This window comes from Pseudoalteromonas sp. SWYJZ12 (assembly GCF_015864395.1).
GTDB classification, from domain to species: domain Bacteria; phylum Pseudomonadota; class Gammaproteobacteria; order Enterobacterales; family Alteromonadaceae; genus Pseudoalteromonas; species Pseudoalteromonas arctica.
Genome location: NZ_JADYXH010000005.1, coordinates 123,388 through 146,524, shown reverse-complemented (window position 1 = coordinate 146,524; position 23,137 = coordinate 123,388). Strand labels below are relative to the sequence as shown.

Sequence of the window (23,137 nt, the reverse complement as noted above, 5' to 3'; positions counted from 1 at the left end):
CTCTCCGACTTGAGTCTTAAAACTCGCCTTGGAACCATTTAGTAATGCGGTTCCACCAATTATTGTTATCCTCTGCTTTCGACTTTTGTGCATTCATCGATTGCATGGTACGCCCGTATTGTAACAAACCAACAGCGGTTGCGTACGAAGGATCATCTACATAGTCTGTCAAACCAACCATCCCGATTGGCTTGCCTATTCTTACTGGCATTTGGAAGATGTCTTCTGCCACTTCCATCGCGCCAGTCATTTTAGCAGTTCCGCCTGTAATAACGAGACCTGCCGCAATTTGGTCTTCTAAGCCTGAACGACGAATTTCTTCCATCGCAAGCTCAAATAATTCTCTAAAACGAGGCTCTACCACCTCAGATAATGTATGGCGCGACATTAACCTTGCTGGTCGTCCGCCTACACTTGGTACTTCAATTGTGTCTTCGCTACTTGCCATTTGGCTACTAGCACATGCGTATTGTACTTTGAGTGACTCGGCATGTGATATAGGTGTGCGAAATATTTTTGCAATATCACCAGTAACTTGGTTACCCGCCACTGGAATAACCGCAGAGTGACGAAGTGCGCCATTAATATAAATGGTGATATCCATAGTGCCGCCACCAATATCGAGTACTGCAACACCTAGCTCTTTTTCGTCATCTGTTAGTACAGAATAACATGACGCTAATGCAGTAAAGATAAGTTGATCGACTTCAAGACCACAGCGCTCTACGCATTTCTCGATATTTTTTGCCATATCGTTTGAGCACGTAATAATGTGTGCACGCGCTTCCATACGAACACCACTCATACCAAGTGGGTTTTTAATGCCCTCTTGCATGTCGATACTGTATTCTTGCGGCAATGCATGCAGCATTTTACGTTCTGCCGAAATAGGCACAGAACGCGCAATATGAATTACATTTTCAATGTCTTCGTCAGTGACTTCAGTGTTATTAATTGCCACCACGCCACTTTCATTTTGACACTGTATATGTTTACCAGAAATACCCAAATACACAGAGCTAATACGACAATCAGCCATTAACTCGGCTTCGTCTATTGCTCGGCGAATAGACTCAGACACTAAGTTTAAATCGTTAACGCCGCCTTTATCCATACCATGAGATACTTGGCTGCCCACACCAACAATGCTGAGCTTGTTATCTGCGGTGATTTCACCTACCGTGGCAACCACTTTCGAGGTGCCAACGTCTAACCCTATTACTAGGTTTCTTTCTGCTGACTTAGTCATGCCTTACTCTTATTTTGTAATTGTTCTTCTTGCACTGGCTTAAAGCTGACTGCAAGGCCGGTATCATACCGTAAATCTATTGTATCTACTTGTGCATCTGCACGTTGTTCCATTCGTGGATAAACGTCTATAAAACGTTGTACACGCTTGGCTTTATCTTTACGTCCTAAATTTAAACGTATTCCGTTATCTAACCATAGTTGCCACGAAAAGCGCTCCGACAATGCCAAACTTGTTAACGTTAAGCCGTTAACTTTTAGCATTTCATCAAATTGCTTAAAAGCAATCCACGCTTCTTCTTCGCTGCCTTCTGGGCCGTATAACTGCGGTAAGTCATCATCTAACTTATCGCTGCTGGCTTGAAATGCCTGACCACTTTGGTTGAGCAATAAGTCGCTATTCCAATGTGCTACTACTTCATGTTCAACAACATATACTTGTATAGTATCAGGCCATTGTTTACGCACCGAAGCGGTAGCAACCCAGGGTAAGTCTTGAACTAGCTGCTGCACATGCTTAACATCAAGTTCAAAAAAACTACTTAAATCGGCTTTTTTAATCGCTTTTATAATTGCCGTTTCATCTGTGTATTTAGGCTGCCCTTGCACTGTAAGGTGCTTAATTTGAGCATCTTTGTTTTCAACTAACCAATCCGATACACCTGTTGTAATTTGCACTAAGCCAATTACAACTATCAGAAAAAAGCTCACACCAAAAATCAGAGACCAATTAAGTTTCAGTTTGATTTCCTGAGCTTTTTCTAAAAGGGGATGCATATTAAAGCGTTTGCTCTAAAATGCGAACAACTAATTGTTCAAAAGTTGCCCCATTCGCTTTTGCCGCCATCGGCACTAACGACTTTTCAGTCATGCCTGGCACTGTATTTACTTCAAGCAGATAAAAGTTACCTTGCTCGTCTTGCATCGCATCAACACGGCCCCAACCACTTGCGCCCACTAAATCAAATGCATCTAGCGATATAGCTTGTAAGTACTTAGTATCTTGCTCTGATAAATCTGCAGGGCAATGATACTGCGTTGTATTTGATTGATACTTAGCTTGGTAATCGTAAAAACCATTTGGTGTCGTCATTTCAATGACTGGTTGTACTTCATCGCCAAGCACTGTAACTGTGAATTCACGTCCCGTGATCCACTGCTCTACAAGCACTTGATTATCAAACTTAAATGCATTAGCTAGTGCGTCTTCAAGTTCTTGTGCTGTACTTGCTTGCGCCATACCTATGCTTGAGCCTTCGTGCGATGGCTTAACCATTACCTTTTTAAACTCACCCATAATAGCTGCAGCATCAAAGCCTTTTTTAGCGTCAACTACGGCATAAGGTGCAGTGCTTAAACCCGCTGATTTAAATAAGTGCTTACAACGTACTTTATCCATAGCAAGTGCTGAACCCAGTACATTACTGCCCGTGTAAGGCAGGTTCATAAATTCAAGCGCACCTTGTACAGTTCCGTCTTCGCCACCACGACCATGCAAAGCAATAAAAACGCGCTCTACATTTAATTCTTTTAACTCCCACAAAGAACGACTTTGTGGGTCAAATGCAATTGCATCAATGCCACTATTTTGCAGCGCATTTAAAACAGCCTGACCCGATCGTAAAGACACTTCACGTTCTGCTGAGTTACCACCTAGCAGTACCGCTACTTTACCAAATTGTGTGTTTACCTGAGTCATACTTCACCTTGCTTAAGTTTTTCTATCGACATACCCGTCGCAGCTAATGTTTTAACTAACTGACCTATATTACCAGCGCCTTGGGTTAATACTAAATCATTATTTTGTAAATTTGCGGCCAAAACGCCTGCAAGCTCTGCATTTGTTGCTACATGCAGCGGCTCTTTGCCACGTTGACGAAGGCTACGGCATAAGCTTTTGCTGTCTGCGCCGACAATAGGATCTTCACCAGCGCTATACACATCAAGCAGTAGCAACTGATCTACATCAGCAAGTACTTTTACAAAATCTTCGTATAAGTCGCGTGTACGGGAAAATCTATGAGGTTGATATACCATTACTAAACGCTTATCAGGCCAACCTTCACGTACTGCTGCAATTGTTGCTGCAACTTCTGAAGGATGATGCCCGTAATCATCAACTAACATCACATTGCCACGCTCGTTTTCAAATTCACCATAGTGTTGAAAACGACGACCAATACCTTCAAACTTCTGCAGCGCTTCTAAAATTGCATGATTCGCAATGTTTTGATCTTTTGCCACAGCAATCGCAGCGGTTGCATTAAGTGCGTTGTGTCTACCTGGCATATTCAACGTGGCAGTTAAACACTCACCTTGCTTGTTAGTTACTGTAAATGTGCACGTATTAGCTGATTGGCTAAAGTCGCTCATGCGATAATCAGCATCCTTCGATTCGCCATACGTAATAACTGGGCGACCAAAGCGCGGGATAAGTTCAGCAGCAACTTCAGAATCAATACATACAACAGCTAAACCATAAAACGGCAAGTTATGAATAAAATCTACATACGTGTCTTTCATTTTTTCAAGACTGCCGCCATAAGTATCCATGTGATCTTCTTCAATATTTGTGATCACCGAGACCATTGGCTGTAAGTGTAAAAACGACGCGTCGCTTTCATCAGCTTCTGCAATTAAAAAATCACTTTTACCTACTTTTGCGTTACTACCTGCGCTATTTAGCAAGCCACCTATAATAAAGGTTGGATCAAGCCCTGCTTGTCCATAAATACTCGCAATTAAGCTTGTTGTCGTTGTTTTACCATGCGTACCCGCAATTGCTATACCGTGGCGAAAACGCATTAATTCAGCCAACATTTCTGCGCGGCGAACAACAGGAACTCTTGCGGCTTTAGCTGCAATAATTTCAGGGTTTGTTTCATCAATCGCACTTGAAACAACGACTACATTGGCATCTTTCACGTTATTTTCATGATGGCCTATAAATACTTCTGCACCGGCTTTAATTAAACGATCTGTCATAGCGCTGTGGGCAATGTCAGAACCTGTAATACGGTAGCCTTCAAAAGCGAGTACTTCAGCAATCCCGCCCATACCTGCTCCACCAATACCAATAAAGTGGATGGTTTCTATTCGGCGCATTGCGGGGCGTGTGTGTTTTTCTTGTACTGACGTTTCTTTCACTTATTTTCTCTTATTTGTTACTTGCTCACAGTGCGTTGCTACGCTTGCTGTGGCATCTAAAATGGCTTGTTTTTTTGCATTTGTAGCCATTTCAGTAATTAATGAAGGTTGGGCTAAATACGGGCTTAATAGTTCAACAATTGATTGTTTATTAAACTGCCCTTGTGGCATTAATAATGCGCCATTAGCCATCACTAAATATTGTGCGTTCGCTGTTTGATGGTCATCCACAGCATGTGGAAACGGAACAAAAACGGCCATTTTACCTGCCGCTGCAATTTCGCTAACAGTTAACGCACCAGCACGGCAAACAACAATGTCAGCCCAGCTATACGCTGCGTCCATATCATCAATAAATTCAGCTATTTTTGTATTACTGCCTGTAAAAGCATGCATTTTATAAGCGGCTTCTACGGTAGTTAAATGACCCTTACCTGTTTGATGCCATATACTTATTGGAGCTGTATTATTTAGTACTTTAAATGCTTCTGGTAATGTTTGATTAAGCACTTGCGCACCAAGCGAGCCGCCCACTACTAAAATATTAATAGGGCTTGATACATCGCGTTTGGCTATATTCATAACGCTTTGGCGAACTGGGTTACCTACTAGCTCGGCTTGACCCTGTGCAAAAGCACTTGGAAATGCAGCTAATACTCGTGTAGCCACCTTAGCTAGCAGTTTATTGCTCATACCCGCTACAGCGTTTTGCTCGTGAATAACCAGCGGGATACCTAAACTTTTTGCGGCAATTCCCGTTGGCCCCGTAACATAACCGCCCATTGCAAGTACTACATCAGGACGCTGTTCTTTCAATACCTTACGCGCCTGCAATACTGCATTAATTACCATGAATGGGGCTTTAATAAGACGCTTTAATCCGTTACCACGAACACCTTTAACGTTAATAAAATCAATATCTATATTGTGCTTAGGTACAACGCTCGCTTCCATTCGATCTGGTGTGCCGATCCAGCTAACTTGCCAGCCCTGCTGTTTTAAATAATCGGCCACTGCAATACCGGGAAAAATGTGTCCGCCAGTTCCACCAGCCACTACTACTAATTTTTTACTCATCGCTTACCTCCGCGTGAGGTGGCTTGTTTGGTTGCCATTTTGGTTTCAAAATCTACGCGTAATAAAATACCCGTGGCAATCGTCATAATTAATAAGCTTGAGCCACCATAAGAAATAAACGGCAGGGTTAAACCCTTCGTCGGTAAAATACCCGCGCTCGCACCTACATTCACCATGGTTTGAAATGCAAACCAAATACCAATGGCAAACGAAAAATAACCTTCGTACTCTTTGCCACATTTAAGTGCCTGCTGGCCTATTAATAACGCTCTAAATACTAGGGTCGCAAGTACAGCTAAAATACTTGCAACGCCTATTAAGCCAAGTTCTTCACCTATAACGGCAAAAATAAAATCGTTATGTGCTTCAGGTAAATATTGTAGCTTTTGTACACTGTTACCTAAGCCTTGGCCAAACCAACCCCCCTGGCTATATGCCATTAGCGATTGCACCAACTGATAACCCTTTCCAAAAGGATCATCCCAAGGGTCTAAAAAGCCAACAACACGTGCCATACGATAGGGTTCAACAATAATAAGTAATACAACCAGACCAACGCCCGTTAAAATAAGTACAAAAAACTGCCATAACTTAGCACCAGCTAAAAACAATAAACCAACCGTTGTTACAAACATAACAACCACTGTGCCTAAATCTGGCTGCAGCAGAATAAGCAGTGCATACACTGCAAATACAGCAATTGGCTTTGCAAAGCCTTTAATATTTTCTTGTACTTCTTCACGTTTTCTTACCAAATAACCCGCAATATAACTAAAAAAGTACAACTTAGCGGCCTCAGCCACCTGAAAACCAACAGGTCCAATAGGTATCCATCGTTTAGCGCCGTTTACTTCGCGCCCAATAATCAATACCGCTATTAATAGCACCATGCCTAGTATTAATAGATAAGGGTTTGATCGTTTCCACCACTCCATTGGCACACAAACGCTTATCCAAAAAAGCACAAACGCCATTGCCAAAAACATGCTGTGGCGAATGGTAATATGGTACGGGTCATCAAATAACCGCTCTGCGGTAGGCATTGATGCGCTGGTCACCATGATAAAACCAACACCAATTAGCATTATTACGCAGTACAATAGCGGTACATCGTATAACTGCGCCGAAGGCTTAGGTGTTAATGCGTCTCTTATATCGGCAAAAGCAATCATAACGCCCCTGCCATTACACACTGAACAAAGTCATCACCGCGTTGCATATAGTTGTTATACATATCAATACTGGCACATGCGGGTGCTAATAAAACAATATTGCCTGTACTACTAAGTACTTTGGCCAAAGTAACGGCTTCTTCCATATTGTTAGTTAAATAACTCTTATTGGTAATCGCAGCTAAGTCACTTGCATCTTTACCAAAACAAATTAATGCTTTTACATGCTGTTCTATGTAAGGTTTAAGCGCATTTAAATCAGCGCCTTTGGCATCGCCACCAGCAATAACAATCAGATTTTCACCGTCACTAGCTAAACTATCTATTGCAGCAATGGTCGCTCCAACATTAGTTGCCTTTGAATCGTTAAAATACTTTACACCGTTAAGCTCAGCTACAAATTGGCAGCGATGAGCCAACCCATTAAATTGACCTAACGCATTTTTATATTGCTCTTTGCTTACTTCAAACGGACTTAAGAGCGCCATTACTGCAAGCGTATTTAAATAATTGTGCTTACCCACTACCGCAAGTGTATCAACAGGTAAAAAGGCATCGCCTTTAACCATAAAGTGAGTTTCGCCATTGTGCTGCGCTAAATGGTAATCACCTTGTTGAGCACCAAAGCTAATTAAAGGGGTTGTACCGCGCTCAACTGGATGTGTTTGACTATCGTCTGCATTGACAACAATAAGCTCTGCAAAATTATAAATACTTAGCTTTGAGTCTATATAAGCTTGGTAACTGTCGTAGCGGTCAAGATGATCTTCAGACACATTTAATACCGTTGCACTTACTGGTTTTAAACTCGTTGTGGTATCTAACTGAAAACTCGATAACTCAAGCACATACACATCAAAATCATCATTGAGTAAATCAAGTACCGCTGTGCCAATATTCCCACCCAAAGCAACTTTATAGCCGGCTTCTTTTAACACTTCATAAGCGAGCGTAACCACGGTTGATTTACCGTTAGAGCCCGTTACTGCAACAACAGGTTTTGAATTAATACGTGCAAATAACTCAACGTCGCCAATCACTTCAACACCTGCGTTAATTGCATTTGCAACAGCTGGTATTTTTAAGCTAAGCCCAGGGCTTATAATAATCATATCGCTTGAACAAAGCTCTGCGTCATCCAAATTACCGCAGTGGGTATCTAGAGTTGGCGCGTGCTCTTTTAACCAATCAATCCCCGGCGGGGTTACTCGGCTATCAACGACCTTTGGTGTTAGGCCATGAGATAATAGAAAACGCACAATGCCCAGACCGGTTACACCGAGTCCGAGCACTGTTATTTGTTTGTTTTTTATCTCGTTTAAATACTGCATTTATCGAATCTTTAAAGTAGCTAAGCCAGCAAGCACTAGCACAACAGAAATAATCCAAAAGCGCACAATAACGCGAGGTTCTGGCCAACCTTTTAATTCATAATGATGATGAATTGGCGCCATTCTAAAAATGCGTTGTCCGCGTAATTTATACGACCCCACTTGTAATATCACCGATAGTGCTTCCATTACAAATACACCGCCCATAATAATAAGCAGTAACTCTTGGCGTACTAAAACAGCAATAATACCTAATGCGCCACCAAGTGCTAATGAGCCAACATCGCCCATAAATACTTGTGCTGGGTAAGTGTTAAACCATAAAAAGCCAAGCCCTGCGCCCACAATGGCAGTACATACAACCACAAGCTCACTCGCCAGCGGTAAATGTGGAATATGTAAGTAAGCCGAAAAGTTAATATTACCTGTTAAGTAAGCAATAATTGCCAATGCCGAAGCCACTAAAATAATTGGCACAATCGCCAAGCCATCTAAACCATCGGTCAGGTTTACCGCGTTTGATGTACCTACTATGGCAAAATACGTAAGCACGATATAAAACAAACCTAATTGCGGTAACACGTCTTTAAAAAATGGAACAACAAGTGATGTTTCAGATGCTTGTGCACTGGTAAAATACAAAGCAGTAGCTACAACTAATGCAATGACCGACTGCCAAAAGTACTTCCACTTAGCAATTAAGCCTTTTGGATCTTTACGAATAACTTTACGGTAATCATCAACAAAGCCAACAATACCTAAAGAGCCAATTACAAACAGTGTTGCCCATACGTATTTATTTGATAAATCGGCCCAAAGTAGCGTGCTGGTAAAAATGGCCGCTAAAATAAGTAAGCCACCCATAGTCGGCGTACCCGACTTAGATAAATGCGATTGCGGACCATCGTCGCGAACTGTTTGGCCTATTTGCATACGTTGCAAACCACGAATTAACTTAGGTCCTAAATAAAGAGACATAATTAGCGCAGTTAAAATACCTAAAATGGCACGTAGCGTTAAATACGAAAAAACATGAAAACCACTAAAATACTGTGTTAAATACTCTGCCAGCCAAACTAACATTATGATACTCCATTGATGGCTTGTTGCTGGCCATTAACTAAATCGGTTACTAATAATTCCATGCGAGAACTGCGCGATCCTTTCACTACTATTGTTGTTTTAGTATTCACTTTATTAATACTTTCTTGAATTTTTTGCTGCATCTGTTCGCGGCTCGAAAAGTGGCGATTAGGTAGTTCAAACACATCACTTGCGTATTTACTTAATACACCTAATGTAAATAACTCATCAATACCTTGCTCAAGTGCATACTCGCCAACTTCTTGATGGTACTTACGTGCATCTTCACCTAGCTCACCCATATCTCCGAGTGCTAAAATGCGGTGACCTTGCATATCACTTAACAAGTCAATCGCAGCCTTTACAGACTTAACATTGGCATTATAGGTATCATCAACCACGGTGAGTAAATCAGACACTTCAATTAAATTAACGCGCCCTTTTACATCAGCCATTGTGGCAAGTGCATTGGCTATTTCTTCAAGGGTTACGTTAAATTCACTGGTCAGCGCCGCAGCGATAAGTGCATTGCTAATATTGTGCTTACCCGGAAGTGCCAAAGTAACAGGTACTTGCTTGTTTTTAGTGCAAAGCGTAAAGCTTGCACGCGCATTGGCATCAAGCGTGATGTTCTCTGCCCAAATATCTAGTTTTTCAGTTGTAGAAAAACGTTTAACATTACGCCCTTCAAGTTTATCTAACCAATATTGGCTAAATTCACTATCACAGTTAACAATCGCAACGCCGTTATCTTTAAGGCCATCAAAAATCTCACCTTTAGCTTTTGCGACGCCCATTAAACTACCAAAACCTTCTAAGTGGGCTGCTGCAACATTACATACAACGGCTACATCTGGTTTTGTCATTGCAGTAGTGTAAGCAATTTCACCTAAGTGATTTGCACCTAGTTCAATAACCGCAAAACGATGTTGAGGCTCTAAGCGCAATAACGTAAGTGGGACGCCAATATCGTTATTAAAATTACCTTTAGTAGCTAATACATCACCGTGAACCGACAAAATTGCCGCACACATTTCTTTTACGGTGGTTTTGCCTACACTACCTGTAATTGCAATTGTTTTAGGCGCCACTTGGGCCATAACAGCGGTGCCAATTGCACCTAGTGCAATACGTGTATCGCTTACTATAAATTGTGGAATATCTACATCAACTTTGTGCTGAACAATAACGCCAATAGCGCCTTTTTGTTTAGCCTCAGCTATAAATTTATGCCCATCAAAATTTGGCCCTTTCAGTGCTAAAAACACTTCGCCATCGCACACTGTACGAGTATCAGTATTTATATTAAGCACGTGTTGATTATCACCTTGATAATCGGTTGTTAGCACATTAGCTAACCAATCAAAATCCATTGGGATCATTGTGTTATCCCTCTTACTGCTTTTTTTAGTTGTTCTTGTACATACCGGCGATCGCAAAAGTCGATTCGCTTATCGCCTATAATTTGATAATCTTCGTGGCCTTTACCTGCAATCAAAATAACCTCATCAGCTGTAGCGTTTTCTATAGCAAAACGAATTGCAGTTGCTCTATCAGCCTCTAAATGTGCATTTTGAGGATGGGTTAAACCGCCAGCTACATCTGCAATAATGTCATCAGGGTTTTCTGAGCGAGGGTTATCACTGGTAATAATAACTTTATTAGCGTTTTGCTCTGCAGCTTGCGCCATCAATGCACGCTTACCTTTATCTCTGTCGCCACCGCAACCAAATACACAACTTACACCACCTGGCACATGCAGCTGTAATGCTTGTAATGCAAGTGCAAGTGCATCGGGTGTATGTGCGTAATCAACAACACACGTCGGCATGCCTGCTTGGCTAAATGCTTGCATTCGCCCAGCTACTGGCTGTAACTGCGCACAACCTGAAACTAATTGCTCAAGCGGATAACCAAGCCCTAGTAATGTAGCGATCGCGGCCGTTAAGTTATATAAATTAAATTCGCCAAACAGAGGCGATTTAATCGACATATCACCCCAACTAGTCGATAACTGCGCCGAAATACCTTCACTTGAATATTCAACATCAGAAAAATAAACGTACTGAGCATTCTTAGGGGCTAAGTTTTTGCGGCCATAACAGATTAGGTTATTAAAATCATACTTTTCAAGCCATTGCTCAGCTTGAGAATCATCTTGATTAAGCACTACAACTTGCGGCTCAAAATCACGGAAAAGCATTAGTTTCGCATCACCGTAACTTGCCATATCAACATGGTAATCTAAGTGATCGCGCGAAAGATTAGTAAACACAGCCGCTTTAAACGCGCATTTAGCAACACGCTGCTGCACTAATCCATGAGATGACACTTCCATGGCTACCAGCTTTTTATGCTGCGAATTTAAATCGCTCAAAATATGCTGCAAATCAACCGTTGAAGGTGTGGTATTAATCAGTGGAATTAAGTTATCAGGATGACCATAACCCAAAGTGCCAATAATAGCCGAATCAGTACTGCAAAATTGCGCTAAGTGGGCAATCATTGCTGTGGTTGTCGATTTACCGTTTGTACCTGTCACACCAATTAAATCAAGAGCCTGACTTGGCTGGCTATAAAAGCGACTTGCTAATTCTGGAAGCTTTTTATCAAGCTCCGAAACTAAATATAGTGGCTCAAAACTTGTTTCAAATTCACATAATCTGTCAGCAATAATAGCTGTTGCGCCATTTTCAATTGCTTTATTAATAAATTGACCGCCATCAAGTGCATGGCCTTTAATAGCAACAAATACATCACCTGGCGTTACTTCACGGCTATCAAGGCGTAAATGTTTTACCAGTTGCGAGGGCGCATCTATTTCGATGTATTTTAAAATATCCTTTAAATCACGCATCGTTATCTTTACCTTGTACGTACGCAACCTCTTCCTTGTCAGGCGCTACGTTTAATATTCTTAATGCGTTAGAGATGATTTCTGCAAATGCAGGGCCAGCGGTGGCACCTCCATAGTACACATCACCACCTGGTTCATTAATCATAACTACCACGGCTAAACGAGGATTACTTGCCGGCGCTACACCTGCAAAATAACCTACATATTCATCACCATAACCACCTGCTACGGCTTTTTTAGATGTACCTGTTTTACCAGCTGCACGATACCCATCAACTTTTATGTTGCGAGCAGTACCGTCTTTTTCAAATACACTTTCCATCATGTGCACTACGGCTTCTACGTCTTTTTGTTTAAAAATACGTTCGCCTTCAGGTATATTGTCTTGCTTTAAAATAGTCAGTGGTCGATTAACTCCACCAGCGCCTAACATGGTATAAAAGCGCGCCATTTGCGCAGTACTTACCGAAATCGCATAACCAAATGATAAAGTGGCAATTTCAAAGTCAGACCAACGACGATTTGGATAAAACAAACCGCTGCTTTCACCGACCATGCCTGTTCCAGTATCACTACCAAAGCCTACTTTTTGGTATAAACCAACAAGGTAATCTTTAGGCACTAACTGAGTAACCTTCGCAACTCCCATGTTTGAGGAGTACTTTAGTATTTCGCGCAGTGTTAGTTCGCCGTGATTACGGGTATCTCTCACTAAACTACCACCTAAACGCATCCAACCTGGGTAGGTATCAATCGTGTCATCTGCCTGAATGGCGCCGTAGTCTAGCCCAGCCAAAATGGCTAGAGGCTTAACAGTTGAGCCTGGTTCAAACAAATCTGTAATTGCGCGGTTACGACGTTTATGAGGTGCAGCATCGCTTAAGTTGTTTGGATTAAATGAAGGGCTATTTACCATTGCCAGTACTTCACCGGTTTTAACATCAACTACCATAGCTGAGCCCGATGTGGCTTTATAAGTCAGTACAGCTGATTTTACGGCCTTGTACGCAATGGCTTGAATTCGTTGATCAATACTTAGTTCTATACTTTCTGGCTCTACACGTTCACGCTCGTCAAGTACTTCTACCTCACGCCCTTGTGCGTCTTTACGAATGGTACGGCGGCCTTCCTCGCCCGTTAAAGCGTTTTCGTATAGCTTTTCAATGCCTTCAATGCCCTTACCATCGATATTGGTAAAACCAATAACATGCGCGGTAACTTCACCTGCAGGGTAGTAGCGTTTAGATTCATCTAGTAAATGGATACCAGGGAGGCGTAAATCACCAATATAATTTGCTACAGCAGGAGTAACTTGGCGCTTTAAATACACAAAGCGACGCGAAGGATCGTTTAAAAGTCGAGAATTAATCTTTTTAGGATCAATACGCAGCACATCTGCAAGCTCACGCCAGCGTAAATCGTTTTTATAATAAAGTGCAGTACGCTTATCAAGCTCAACAGTGTTTTCAGTTAAAGATAAGTGATCTTCGCCGCTTTTGCGTGCTTGTTTGATTACTTTAGATACAAGCGATTTATGTAATGCTTTAGGATCAGCATATACACTTACCACAGGCACACTTACCGCTAATTCTTTACCATTACGGTCAAAAATCATTCCGCGTTGCACATGCAGTTTTTCAACACGTACCGTACGTTTATCACTTTCTGAACGTGCTTTATCAGGTTCTATCACTTGTAAATAAGCAGCGCGAGATACGAGTGTTACAAACACCATAAACACAACTGTACACACCAGCATAAAGCGCCATGTGATTAAATTAGTGACTGGTTTTTTGCCTCTATTTCTCATTGTACTATTATTACCTGCTCATCTTGACTCGTAGGTCGTTTCATTTTTAATTGTGATATAGCAACTTCTTCAATGCGTGCATGTTGCGAATAAAATTCTTCTTCAACAAGTAAGTAGCGCCACTCTAAATCGAGTTCATCACGTTCTTGTAATAATTGATCTTGCTTTATAAGTTGCCCACGAGCTAAATGTGTTGTTTGCACAACAGCTAAACTAGAAGCGAATATCACAACCAACAAGGCCGAGGTTAGCTTGTTAGCACCTAGGCCTTTTAATATTTCAAAGAATAAATTGGGTTGACGATAGCTCGCTTTTTTACTCATCCCAACCTCTGTGCAATCCTAAGTACAGAACTACGAGAACGTGGATTACGTTCTACTTCAACAGTACTTGGCTTAATAGCCTTACCCACTGCTTTTAACGTCAGGTTTTTATTTATTTGTGCATCAGTTAAAGGCAGACCTCTGGGTAACACTTCTCCCCTACTCTGTTTTCTAATAAACTGTTTTACAATACGATCCTCTAGTGAGTGAAACGAAATCACCACTAAACGTCCGCCTGGCTTTAGCACTTTAACTGCAGACTGTAGCGCTGTTTGAATCTCTTCAAGCTCGCTATTAATATAAATACGAATCGCCTGAAAAGTACGTGTTGCAGGGTGCTTAAACTTATCTTTTACCGGTACTGCTTCATCAACAAGGTCAGCAAGTTGCTTGGTTGTTGTGATTGGCGTGTGCTCACGAACTTCGAGTACTTTGTGTGCAATACGTTTACCAAACTTTTCTTCGCCCAGTTTTTTAATTACGTGGGTAATATCATCTAACTCGGCTTCTGCTAACCACTGTGCAGCACTGCGACCTGTTGTTGGGTCCATGCGCATATCAAGTGGCCCATCTTTCATGAAACTAAAACCACGCGCAGCGTCATCCAGTTGTGGCGACGAGACACCAATGTCTAATAAAATGCCATCCACTTTACCAATGAGATCGTTCTGCTCTGCTACTTCGTATAAATTTGAAAAACGAGTATGTGCAATCGCAAAACGTGGATCATCAGCAAATTTTTCGGCTGATTGTATCGCTTGTGGATCTTGGTCAATTGCTTGCAAGCGACCTTCATCACCAAGGCGTGCTAAAATTTGTCCAGAGTGGCCGCCACGTCCAAACGTACCATCCATGTATATACCGTCTGGCTTAATTGCGAGGGCATCGATGGTTTCGTCCATTAATACGGATACGTGTTCAAATTGCGCTGTCATTAGCTATTATTTGCCTTTTTTTGTGCTGTTAGAGTGTAAAATTATCTAAATCTTGGTTAGGTTCAAAATCGCCAAGCCTTTCAAGCTCAGTATCTTGCTGCATTTGCTCGTGCCAACGCGCCTCATCCCAAATTTCAAATTTATTCATCAAACCAACTAGCATGATTTTTTTGCCAAGTGATGCATGAGCCCTCAGTGACGGCGCAAGCAAAATTCGACCATTTTTATCAAGTTGATATTCTGTAGCATTCCCGAGCAACATACGCTGCATTCGACGGGCTCGTGGGTTCATATTGGAGATTTTAGCTAAACGGCTTTCTATTTCTAGCCACTCAGCCAGCGGATACAACCATAAACACGGCTCATTTAATGCGACGGTACAAATAACCGTTCCCTGATCTTCAGACAATAGAGATTCTCGGTACTTAGTCGGTACCGCAAAACGCCCCTTATCATCCAAACTCAGTGAACTCGCGCCACGAAACATAAAAAACCTACTTTAAAATTGTTTTATTCAACTTTTGTTTATTTTTATCCAGTGTGATCCACTAAAAACCACTTTTTACCACAGTGCTCCAGTTTAGGGCTTGACAAGCCATTTTGTCAAGTAAGCTGACCAGCTTTAGTAAGTCCCAAAGCTAGAAAAAATAAGGGCTCAAGCGAAGCGTTTGAATTACGTGGGAAAAAGTGGGATTGTGATGAAAAAAATATCTATTCTGTTTTTTATAACTTTCTGTTTACACGCTTTGCTTACTGAATAACCAATGAATATTTACAACTTTTTAAGCATTTTTACTCCCTTTGTAAAATTTACCTAACCGTGTAGTAATAGTTACTGTTTACTTTAAATCACCAAATATGAAAAGTTATACATAAACAATAAAAACCAATAAACTCAACAACTTAAAATAAACAACAGTTTTGGTTTAATCATTGCATCATCTAAATCACTATTTAAATTTTTAACTTATTAAGGATTGATTATGGCTACTGCAACAAATACGAAACCAAACACAACTTCAGATGTTAAGCCTGACGTTAAACTAACAAATACTGAATCACCTCTTACAGAGAAAGCAACATCAGCAGCGCACGATGCGGTAGATGCACTTTCTAGCAAAGCAGCAACAGCTGAAAGCAGTGTTCGTAAAGGCGCTTCGAGTTCAGCAGAAGCACTAAGCGAAAAACAACTTATTGCACGCGAAAAGTTAAGTGAATGTACAGCTAAAACACGTGCTTTTGCTTCTGAAAACCCATTGGCAACCGCGGGTATTGCTTTTGCTGCGGGTATGCTGATTACATCACTATTTCGTCGTAAGTAATTAGTGATGAATAACCCACAAACAAGCGCAGCCAAGGATGGTGAAGCGCAAAACCAAGCTACTGAGCAGCAGAGCCAAAAGGACGATTGGCAAGATCATATAGCAAAGCTTTTAGAGTACTCTAAGCAGCTCAAGGATGATTACCAAACTCAAGGAAAGATCACCCATCAGCTTGCTAAAGCTGAATGGCGGTTATCGCTTAGATCGCTTGCATTGATCACTATATTTTTAGGCTGTTTTGCCAGTGGTTTGGTTTTGTTGTGGGCAGGATTTCTAGGTGCTGTTGGATACGGTGTATATGATCTTTTTGGGTCAGTATGGCTGAGTATTGCAACAGCTACTTTGCTGCAAGTTGCTTGTTTAGCATGGCTTTGGAAAAATACGGTTTACCTAAGCAATAAAATTGGCTTTAGTAAAACACTTAAAAGCTTAAAACAACTGTTTAACTTATAAGGAAATTAATATGTTAGTTAACTACTTAATTAAAGCACCTAATGAAAACGTTGATGCTCTGAGTAAGCAAATGGATACACGCAGTGAGTTAAAACGCCAACATCATGCAGCGTTTCAATATAGACTAAAGCGTTTTGCCGCAACTAAAGTGGGACTAACAAGTGCCTTTTTAGCCGGCGCAGCTGTACAAGCGGGGAAAGGCGAAACCAGCTTGGTAAGAAAATACGGCTGGCTTGTTAGGCTATTTGCTTAAACGTTAAACATTTCTACCGTGATCAGATAAGTAATCAACACTTGGGCCATTTGGCACAACTTGTGTTGGATTGATCATTGTATGGCTAAAATAGTAATGACGTTTAATATGATAAAAATCAACTGTCTGTGCTACTCCCTTAACCTGATATAGCTCTCTAAGGTATCCGCTCAGTGCAGGATAGCTTTCAATTGTGCGTAAATTACATTTAAAGTGGCCAACATACACACTATCAAACCGAATGAGCGTGGTGAATAATCGCCAATCAGCCTCTGTGAGGTTATCCCCTGTTAAATACCGCTGTTTGCTCAGTATCCCCTCTACTGTATCGAGTGCTTTAAATACATCGTTAAACGCCTCTTCATACGCATCTTGAGTTGTAGCAAAGCCCGTACGATAAACACCATTATTTATATTTGGATAAATCAGTGTATTTAATTCGTCAATTTTTGGTTGCAGTGCCTCAGGATAGTAATCATCGTTATTACCTGTTAATTCATTAAACGCACTATTGAACATACGTATAATATCGGCAGACTCATTACTAACAATTTTATTCAGCTTTTTATCCCACAATACGGGAACCGTTACTCGCCCAGAATACTCAGGGTTATTTTTTGTATACACTTGATGTAAGTAATTACTATTAAATAATGCATCGCCAGTACTATGATTTTTCGTATCAAACTCCCAACCACTATTAAGCATGTCAGGGCTAACAACCGACACCGTAATTAAATCTTGCAGCCCTTTTAACGCTCTAAATATAAGCGTTCGATGCGCCCAAGGACACGCAAGTGACACATATAAATGATACCTGTTCGCTTGAGCTTTAAAACCGGCCTCGCCCGTTATTCCAGCGCTACCATCTGCAGTGATCCAGTGACGTAACTGCGCTGTTTCGCGTTCAAACTTACCGTTACTTGAATCGGTGTCGTACCATTTATCTTGCCATTGGCCGTTAACTAATAATCCCATAAAACTCTCCTAAAAATACCGTTAAATTTTGCCAAACTCGCCGTTTTGATAATCACGCACTGCTTGCTGTACTTCTGCTTGCGTCGTCATTACAAACGGCCCCATATGAGCAATCGGTTGATTAAGTGGATCGCCTGCTAAAACCAAAACACCAGCGCCGTGCTCAGAGCTAATATTAATGTCACTGCCTGGTTCCAAAATAAGTAACTTGCCCGCTGGTATTGTTTGATTGTCGCTCATTATTAGTGAGCCGCTATGAATATAAAGCATTACTTTTTGTTGGCTAAGAGGCTCTAAATAGATGTTTTTACCAGCGGGTAATGTAATATCAGCGAGCGCCGCATTAGCCGCTAAACTTTGCAGAGCGCTTGTAAGCGTTTCACTTTCGAACTGCCACGATCCCGCAAGTGCTTTTAACGTCACACCTTGCGTATCTGTAAAACTCGGAGCTGGGTTTTTAGTAGTATCTTGATAACGTGAATCACGCATTTTTTCTGCGCTTGGCATGTTGATCCAAATTTGAAAGCCATGCAGTCCATCTACAGCATCCGCGAGTGGCATTTCACTGTGCATGACGCCGCGCCCTGTACTCATCCATTGCACATCGCCTGCTTTAATTGCTTCTCTGTTACCCATTTGGTCACGATGTTCAAAGCCACCTTTTAGAATATAAGTAAACGTTTCAATACCTCGGTGCGGATGCTCAGGAAAGCCTCCCATATAATCTTTTTTGTCGTCTGACTTAAGTTCATCAATCATTAAAAAGGGATCTAAATATTTACCATCAAACCCTGGTATGCGGCTAATGCTTACGCCGTCGCCATCTTGAGTTGCATAAGCTGTAAGTATTTTTGATATTTTCATTTTTTAATTCACTCTAAAGAATAAGTTTATGGGGTTATTAAATCATTCATTAAACAAAACAACTATGTCTTTAAATCGACCTTAACATTCCAAAAAATAGAACTATAATGATTCATTGGTTACATTTTCAACCTTATAATTACTATGGTTATTTGGAGTGAATTTGGCTACAATTGTTATTGCAAAATACAAAACTAAGGAATGGTTATTTTTACTTATTCTCTCAAACATCAGCTTTATCGTTTACTTATATTGCTAAGTATTCCGGGCACCGCTGTAATTATTTTTACACTGCTGCTTGAACGCGATCACTCTATTGAGCAAAGTGAAAAAAAAGTAGAAAATATTGCTAAGCAATTAATTTTACAGCAAAAGCACTTAGTCGATGATATTGACCGTTTAGCACGTTATTTGGCTAAAGAGGAAAGTAAGAAAGAAAATCTAGCAACGACCTGCCCTAATTATTTTAATCAATTTAGATCTATTTACGCACATGTTGCCAATATCGGGATTATAGATCCAAATGGCATTGTTATATGTACAACAAGCGGGTTAGCCAAAACAATTAATATTGCCGATCGGGCGTATTTCCAAAACGCCTTAAAAAGTAACCAATTGTCGGTAGGTTATTTTCAGCACGACCGAAGCCTGCAAAAAAACACTCTTAATTTTGCGTTACCTATTATTAATAAAAAAAATGTAATTCAGGGGGTTGTAGTTATCGTTGTTGCGCTTGACTGGTGGAACAATGCTTTTAATGACATTGAACTTCCGCCAGGCTCTATTGCTGCAATTGCTGATTCTAACGGAAAAATTTTAGCGCGTTATCCACCTACAACGGCCGCGCTTGGCGATAATATTGCACAGACTTTATTAGCAACTGATTCTTCGATTGATAATGAGGCATCAACAAAAATAAAATCCATTGAAGGTGAAGCCCGAATGCTTCATCACTCTGTTATTTACAGCGATCCAAGTAATAACAGCTTAAATATACATATTGCACTTCCTGTCACACATGCTTTAAAGCAAATAAATAATAATTTTTTTATAGCGATTGGTGTGTTTATTTTATCGCTGCTGATACTGTCTTTAATTGCACGTAAACTACTTAAAACCAGCATTATTGACCCAATTAATAATCTAACAAATGCAACAAACGTATTGGCTAAGGGCGAGATGCCCGCACAAAAAATACAACCCAATAATCCAGAGCTAAATACTCTCTATCAGCGTTTTAAATCAATGGCGCAAACTCGGTTAACAGCTGAAGCTAATTTAAAAAACAAGCATGATGAGCTTACTAGCTTGCTTAATACTCTGCCCGATAGTTACGTTAGAATTAACATCCATGGCGATATTCTCAACATAACAGGACAGTTTAAGCCTCAAGTAAATCCTAACAGCACTGTAGTACCTCATTTATCATCAATACTTTCACACAGCAATGTTCAGCTTTTGTTATCGCAGTTATCTAAACTTGATGTTTCGAGCAATTTAGAATTCACACTCGAAAAATCAGATCCTAAACGCAGCTTTGAAGCACGTATTAGCGCAATGCAAAGTAAAAATGAATACGTTGTTGTGCTACGAGATATAACACAACGAAAAGTAAATGAAGAAGCACTCCACCTTGCCTCACTAGTGTATAACAACAGTAGTGAAGGCATGGCAATCACCGATCCAACGGGCATTATATTTGATGTAAATCCTGCGTTTTGTAAAACGACTTTATATAGTAAAGAAGAAGTTATTGGCCGGTCCTCTTCAATTCTTTCATCAGGAAAACATGATAAGAATTTTTACAATAAAATGTGGTCTGAATTACAGCAAACAGGCCGCTGGCAAGGCGAGGTTATTAACCGTAAAAAGAACGGGCAGCTTTACTCTGAGTGGCTCACAATCGATACTATTTATGATACAAACAACGCACCTATTCGTCGTATCGCGATATTCACAGACCTCACAGAAAAAAAACAAGCTGATGAAACCATTTGGCGACAAGCTCATTTTGATCACCTAACTGACTTACCAAATCGTTTAGAGTTAAAGGAGCGATTAAATCAACGATTTTCAAATGTTGTTACTCCAGATAATCAATTGGTTGTCATGCTTTTAGATATTGATCACTTTAAAGATATTAATGACACATTAGGCCATCACTATGGCGATAACTTATTAAAACTCGTATCTCAGCGTATAGTCCAGTCGGCAAAAAACGCTGAGTTTGTGGCACGAATTGGGGGAGATGAGTTTGTTATTGTATTTAGTCACATTAAAAGTACGCGCCATATTAATCAAATTGCGAGTAATATTTTACTTAGTCTATCGTCAGCTTTGCATCTTGAAAACGAAGAGTTATTTATTAGTGCAAGCATAGGCATTGCTTGCGCTCCTAATGATGGTGAAAATACTGAACAGCTTTTAAAGGCAGCCGATCAGGCTATGTATAAAGCAAAAAGTAATGGTCGTAACTGTTTCGAGTTTTTCTCTGCTGACATGCGCGAATATGCACACGCGCGCATGGTGCTATTAAAAGACTTACGAAGTGCCATAGAACTTGAACAGTTTGAGTTATTTTATCAGCCCATAGTTGCTTTAAATGATTTACATATTCATAAAGCTGAAGCGCTTATTCGTTGGCAACATCCCGAAAAAGGCCTAATTAGCCCTATCGCATTTATCCCACTTGCTGAAGAAACCAGGCAAATAAATGCAATTGGTCAATTTGTATTTGCCCAAGCTTTGCAAACACTTAACGATATAAAAACACTAACCGATGATACTTTTCAAATAAGTGTAAACGTATCGCCAGTGCAATTATCCACGCCAGAGAGTGGCATAGATGAATGGTACGATATGCTAAAAGCAGCAAAACTACCTGCTTCGTCAATTGTCGCAGAAATAACTGAAGGCTTAATGGTTAACCCTGAAGCACTTACGCAAAGACGCCTAAAAGAAATAGTAAAATCAGGTATGCAGCTTGCTCTTGATGACTTTGGTACCGGGTATTCGTCGCTCGCTTACTTACAAGAAATGGACACCGACTATTTAAAAATAGATAAACGTTTTGTTGATAATATTCAAGTAGGCAGCCAAGAACTTGCATTGTGTGAAGCCATCATTGTTATGGCGCATCAGTTGGGCTTAAAAGTAATCGCCGAAGGAATTGAAACTAAATTACAAATGCAGCTACTACTTGAAGCAGGATGCGATTACGGTCAAGGTTATTTATTTTCAAGACCTTTAAATAAAAGCAGTTTTATGGCACTTCTAGCTGATAAAAAAGTAGCTTTGTTAAAATAAATAGACAAAAAATCACTGTTACGCAATAAATAATGCGTCTGCGCGGTCAAGTTAAGCAATCAGATATAAAGTAGTAACAGGATTTAAAAATGGCAAAAGCAACATTAGAGCAATGGCGAATGTTTAAAGCGGTTGTGGATCATGGCGGGTTTGCAGGCGCAAGCGCAGCTGTACATAAAAGTCAGTCAACCGTACACCATGCTGTGCAAAAACTTGAAGCCGCCTTGCAAATTAAGTTGCTTGAAGTAAAAGGCCGTAAAGCATTTTTAACCGATAGCGGTAAGCTGATTTTACGCAGAGCCGAGTTTTTAATTGAAGAAGCGACTAAAATAGAATCGGTAGCAAGTACGCTAAGCGAAGGCGTAGAAAGCACGTTAAAAATAGCTGTTGATGAAGTTTTTCCACACGCTATTTTATACCAAGCACTTGCTAAAACGAGTGAGCTTTACCCTCTTTTAAAAATTGATTTAGTAGAAAGCGTGCTAACAGGTGCAAACGAATTACTGCATAACTCAGTGGTTGATTTAGCTATTTCGTCAATTCCTATTTATGGAATTAGCTGCAGTACATTATGCGATATAGAGTTTATAGCGGTTGCGCATAAAGACCATGTATTACACCAACATACTGAACAACTCAACTTTCGTGATTTAAAGCTACATAGACAAATAGTAGTGCGCGATTCAGCAACCCACACCAGTCACAATGAAGGCTGGCTAGGTGCAGATATGCGCTGGACAGTAAGCCACTTACGTAACTCTATTGATATGGTTAGTCAAAATTTAGGTTACGCTTGGCTGCCAAAAACACAAATTGCACACTTAATTGAAGATCAAACCCTCATCGCACTTAATTTAGACCAAGGTACAACCCGCACTCTTAATTTATATTTAATGTGCAACGACAACGACAGGCTTGGTCCTGCAGCACAAGAATTTAAAGAGCAAATTACTGCACTTACTAATTTAGCTAATTAAT

21 protein-coding genes are annotated in these 23,137 nt (G+C 40.6%); 5 read left to right on the top strand and 16 right to left on the bottom strand.

Annotated features, from left to right (window positions below; all coding sequences use genetic code 11):
- Window positions 1-16: 16 nt before the first annotated feature.
- From ftsA to mraZ, 14 genes are read right to left on the bottom strand one after another with little or no spacing between them, the layout of a single operon-like run.
- Entirely contained in the window at window positions 17-1,249 is a 1,233-nt protein-coding gene (gene ftsA / locus I6F42_RS08670; protein ID WP_007582937.1) for a cell division protein FtsA, read from the bottom strand.
- The gene (locus I6F42_RS08665) at window positions 1,246-2,025 is read right to left on the bottom strand and encodes a cell division protein FtsQ/DivIB (protein ID WP_007582934.1); all 780 of its coding nucleotides are present in this window, start codon (window positions 2,023-2,025) and stop codon (window positions 1,246-1,248) included. Before I6F42_RS08665 ends, ftsA begins: the two co-directional genes overlap by 4 nt.
- Window position 2,026: 1 nt before the next feature.
- Window positions 2,027-2,947, bottom strand: a complete 921-nt coding sequence (locus I6F42_RS08660; protein WP_010554298.1) for a D-alanine--D-alanine ligase — start codon at window positions 2,945-2,947, stop codon at window positions 2,027-2,029.
- Window positions 2,944-4,395: a UDP-N-acetylmuramate--L-alanine ligase gene (gene murC / locus I6F42_RS08655; protein ID WP_002957994.1), complete on the bottom strand. Its 1,452-nt coding sequence runs from the start codon at window positions 4,393-4,395 to the stop codon at window positions 2,944-2,946. Before murC ends, I6F42_RS08660 begins: the two co-directional genes overlap by 4 nt.
- Window positions 4,396-5,472, bottom strand: a complete 1,077-nt coding sequence (gene murG / locus I6F42_RS08650) for an undecaprenyldiphospho-muramoylpentapeptide beta-N-acetylglucosaminyltransferase (protein WP_007582929.1) — start codon at window positions 5,470-5,472, stop codon at window positions 4,396-4,398.
- A complete protein-coding gene (ftsW, locus tag I6F42_RS08645) occupies window positions 5,469-6,644 on the bottom strand; it encodes a cell division protein FtsW (RefSeq protein WP_165724738.1) in 1,176 nt (391 codons plus the stop codon). The genes murG and ftsW overlap by 4 nt, the downstream gene beginning before the upstream one ends.
- Window positions 6,641-7,975, bottom strand: coding sequence for a UDP-N-acetylmuramoyl-L-alanine--D-glutamate ligase (murD, locus tag I6F42_RS08640; protein ID WP_197151805.1), 1,335 nt, complete (start codon window positions 7,973-7,975; stop codon window positions 6,641-6,643). Before murD ends, ftsW begins: the two co-directional genes overlap by 4 nt.
- A complete protein-coding gene (gene mraY, locus I6F42_RS08635; RefSeq protein ID WP_007582922.1) occupies window positions 7,976-9,058 on the bottom strand; it encodes a phospho-N-acetylmuramoyl-pentapeptide-transferase in 1,083 nt (360 codons plus the stop codon).
- Window positions 9,058-10,440, bottom strand: coding sequence for a UDP-N-acetylmuramoyl-tripeptide--D-alanyl-D-alanine ligase (gene murF / locus I6F42_RS08630; protein ID WP_197151803.1), 1,383 nt, complete (start codon window positions 10,438-10,440; stop codon window positions 9,058-9,060). The genes mraY and murF overlap by 1 nt, the downstream gene beginning before the upstream one ends.
- Window positions 10,437-11,915, bottom strand: a complete 1,479-nt coding sequence (gene murE / locus I6F42_RS08625; RefSeq protein WP_010554294.1) for a UDP-N-acetylmuramoyl-L-alanyl-D-glutamate--2,6-diaminopimelate ligase — start codon at window positions 11,913-11,915, stop codon at window positions 10,437-10,439. The genes murF and murE overlap by 4 nt, the downstream gene beginning before the upstream one ends.
- Complete coding sequence (locus I6F42_RS08620) at window positions 11,908-13,725, bottom strand: peptidoglycan glycosyltransferase FtsI (RefSeq protein ID WP_010554293.1); 1,818 nt, start codon at window positions 13,723-13,725, stop codon at window positions 11,908-11,910. Before I6F42_RS08620 ends, murE begins: the two co-directional genes overlap by 8 nt.
- The gene (ftsL, locus tag I6F42_RS08615) at window positions 13,722-14,048 is read right to left on the bottom strand and encodes a cell division protein FtsL (protein ID WP_007582915.1); all 327 of its coding nucleotides are present in this window, start codon (window positions 14,046-14,048) and stop codon (window positions 13,722-13,724) included. Before ftsL ends, I6F42_RS08620 begins: the two co-directional genes overlap by 4 nt.
- On the bottom strand, window positions 14,045-14,983 hold the full coding sequence (gene rsmH, locus I6F42_RS08610; protein ID WP_008167099.1) for a 16S rRNA (cytosine(1402)-N(4))-methyltransferase RsmH: 939 nt from the start codon (window positions 14,981-14,983) through the stop codon (window positions 14,045-14,047). The genes ftsL and rsmH overlap by 4 nt, the downstream gene beginning before the upstream one ends.
- A 28-nt stretch (window positions 14,984-15,011) precedes the next feature.
- Window positions 15,012-15,470: a division/cell wall cluster transcriptional repressor MraZ gene (gene mraZ / locus I6F42_RS08605; protein ID WP_007582904.1), complete on the bottom strand. Its 459-nt coding sequence runs from the start codon at window positions 15,468-15,470 to the stop codon at window positions 15,012-15,014.
- A 496-nt stretch (window positions 15,471-15,966) separates the two neighbouring features.
- Here mraZ and I6F42_RS08600 point away from each other — a divergent pair, with 496 nt between their 5' ends.
- From I6F42_RS08600 to I6F42_RS08590, 3 genes are read left to right on the top strand one after another with little or no spacing between them, the layout of a single operon-like run.
- Window positions 15,967-16,305, top strand: a complete 339-nt coding sequence (locus I6F42_RS08600; protein ID WP_010554292.1) for a hypothetical protein — start codon at window positions 15,967-15,969, stop codon at window positions 16,303-16,305.
- Between the two features lie 6 nt (window positions 16,306-16,311).
- Window positions 16,312-16,758 carry a hypothetical protein gene (locus I6F42_RS08595; protein WP_197151801.1) on the top strand — a complete coding sequence of 149 codons (447 nt, stop codon included), beginning with the start codon at window positions 16,312-16,314 and terminating at the stop codon, window positions 16,756-16,758.
- A gap of 10 nt (window positions 16,759-16,768) precedes the next feature.
- Window positions 16,769-17,011, top strand: a complete 243-nt coding sequence (locus I6F42_RS08590) for a hypothetical protein (RefSeq protein ID WP_007582895.1) — start codon at window positions 16,769-16,771, stop codon at window positions 17,009-17,011.
- A gap of 3 nt (window positions 17,012-17,014) precedes the next feature.
- On the opposite strand, the gene I6F42_RS08585 is transcribed toward I6F42_RS08590, so the two are convergent.
- Window positions 17,015-17,989, bottom strand: coding sequence for a glutathione S-transferase family protein (locus I6F42_RS08585; RefSeq protein WP_007582889.1), 975 nt, complete (start codon window positions 17,987-17,989; stop codon window positions 17,015-17,017).
- A gap of 21 nt (window positions 17,990-18,010) precedes the next feature.
- On the bottom strand, window positions 18,011-18,853 hold the full coding sequence (locus I6F42_RS08580) for a pirin family protein (protein WP_197151799.1): 843 nt from the start codon (window positions 18,851-18,853) through the stop codon (window positions 18,011-18,013).
- Window positions 18,854-19,054: 201 nt separating this feature from the next.
- Here I6F42_RS08580 and I6F42_RS08575 point away from each other — a divergent pair, with 201 nt between their 5' ends.
- Together I6F42_RS08575 and I6F42_RS08570 are read left to right on the top strand one after the other, a co-directional pair.
- Complete coding sequence (locus I6F42_RS08575; RefSeq protein ID WP_010554287.1) at window positions 19,055-22,159, top strand: EAL domain-containing protein; 3,105 nt, start codon at window positions 19,055-19,057, stop codon at window positions 22,157-22,159.
- A gap of 89 nt (window positions 22,160-22,248) precedes the next feature.
- Window positions 22,249-23,136 (top strand): LysR family transcriptional regulator, encoded by an 888-nt coding sequence (locus I6F42_RS08570; protein WP_010554286.1) that lies wholly within the window; start codon window positions 22,249-22,251, stop codon window positions 23,134-23,136.
- Window position 23,137 lies beyond the last annotated feature (1 nt).